This is a genomic window from Trichlorobacter sp., assembly GCF_030247655.1.
GTDB lineage: Bacteria > Desulfobacterota > Desulfuromonadia > Geobacterales > Pseudopelobacteraceae > Trichlorobacter.
In genome coordinates this window covers 1-1,967 of record NZ_JAOTRZ010000338.1, presented here as the reverse complement: position 1 = coordinate 1,967, position 1,967 = coordinate 1, and the positions used below count along the sequence as shown (strand labels likewise).

Below are 1,967 nucleotides of genomic sequence, written 5' to 3'. Positions count from 1 at the left end.
TCAACTGGTAGTTGTGAAGAGATCAGAGTTGACTTTTTCCCATATCTGTCTTCAAGCATCTGTAGCAAAGCAAGCCGGGTGATTTTATCCATTGGATGTAATCCAAAGTCGTCCAGGATAAGCAAATGTGTTTTTTCAATCTGGTTTAGCATCTTGATGTAGGTTCCATCCAGCTTTGTCTGTGATATTTTTTCCAGGAATCTGGTCATTCCAAGGTATAGTGTTTTGTAGCCAAATGAGCATGCCTGTCTGCCAATGGCGCAAGCCAGATAACTTTTTCCACAACCGGTAGCACCGGTAATCAGGATGTTTTCTGAGCGTTCAATAAAGCCACAATCGGCAATACGGGCCAGATGATCCTGTGTGAGATTGCGGGATGTATTGCAATATACCTGTTCCATTACGGCATTGTAGCGAAGTTTGCTCAGTTTGAGGTAAGTCTGGGTTTTGAGCAATACCCGGTGTTGGATTTCAGCCTCTGATAGCCTGGCAATAAACTGATGTACCGGAGGCTGATCCTGTAAGGGAAGGGATAACATAGCCTGATAAGCATCAGCCATTCCCTGAAGTTTTAGCGATTTCAACTGATCTAAAGTGATTTGAGTGTTCATATGGATTGATTTAAAGGTTAATGATATGCTTCAGGCCCCCGAAGGTTTTCGTGATCCGGGATAACTGTAAAAAGATCGTTCTGATCTTCGGATTGTTTGTCAAGGTTGTGCGTCAGGATATTGTCGATGGTTCGATAGTTTACCCGAGGCGTTTGCATGGCGCGTTTACAGGCATTCTCAAAACGTTCTTGCCCGTATTGCTCACATAACCTCATTAAACCCAGGCAGGCATTATATGCCTGCTCGGTAAAAGTTCTGGATTCAAGTATCCGCTTGATGACCTCATAGGAACAGGGGCCAAATTCGTTGGCTTTGCGCAGAAAATATTCAGCATTCCATCCTTTGGTTTCATTATATCTCTGATGTTTTTGCGGCATGTGTTCCGGCAGCGTGGTATATCCGTGTTTGCGGTAATTACGCGTATGAATTGCAATGCGTTGCAAACCCAGAAAGATTTCAACTTCGTCATTGTCATAAATAAGTTTAACTTGTTTGCCAATATGCTGATACGGAACGCTGTACTGATGCCAGTCTTCTCCAAGGATGATATGGTAATTCTTTTGCACTTTAGCCGTGGCTGTATGTTTGAGGATAAAAGGTTCTGCCGGAAGAGATCTGAGAAGGGGCTGTTCATCCTGGATAAAACGTTCTAAACGACTGTAATTACGCCTCTGGAAGAGGGTTTTGTGGTGAGCATCAAGCGCTTTCAGGATGGCTTGATTAAGCTCTTTCAGGCTGGAAAATACCTCATTTCGCAAGGGGGCATATACCCGCATATAGGTGATATGAACCATATTTTCCACCGAAGGCTTATCTTTGGGTTTTGCCACTCTGGATGCCGACAAAGTTGTATTGTAATACAGCGCCCATTGTTCACATACTTCAGTAAAAACCGGCTCGTACCTATTACTTCTACTCACATACTGCCTCATGTTATCGCTTAAGGCATTCTGTGGTACGCCTCCAAAATAAGTCATACACCTGCCTAAGGCGGGGAAAAGATGTTCCTGGCTAGCAGAGGGTAAGGCTTCAACATAACTATACCCACTATAAGGCAATACACATACAAGAACTGGGCAAATGACTATTTCACCCGTGATAGAGTCACTGTAAGTAAGAGGCTTCCCTGCAAAATCGATCTGCACTCGTTCACCCGCAGAATGCTCAAAGTGCATTGTTGCAGCATTCTTTCGGCTGCACATGGTAAGGTGTTCACAAAACTGAGAGTAACTATAACCCTCCGGCACTTGCTGCCGGTATTCTTCCCACAGCCTGAGTTTTGTAACCCCGGTGCGGGTAAGCTCTTTCTGAATGTAGTCCAGCCTTGATTTTAAATCCTCATAGCGTTGATCAGGT

The 1,967-nt window shown here is 44.2% G+C and carries 2 protein-coding genes; both read right to left on the bottom strand.

Annotation, left to right across the window (positions count from 1 at the left end; genetic code table 11):
* Positions 1–611 (bottom strand): ATP-binding protein (locus OEL57_RS16435; RefSeq protein ID WP_300741992.1); only part of this gene is annotated, 611 nt, incomplete at its 3' end.
* A 17-nt stretch (positions 612–628) separates the two neighbouring features.
* A partial coding sequence (gene istA, locus OEL57_RS16430; RefSeq protein ID WP_300741990.1) for an IS21 family transposase occupies positions 629–1,967 on the bottom strand: 1,339 nt, incomplete at its 5' end.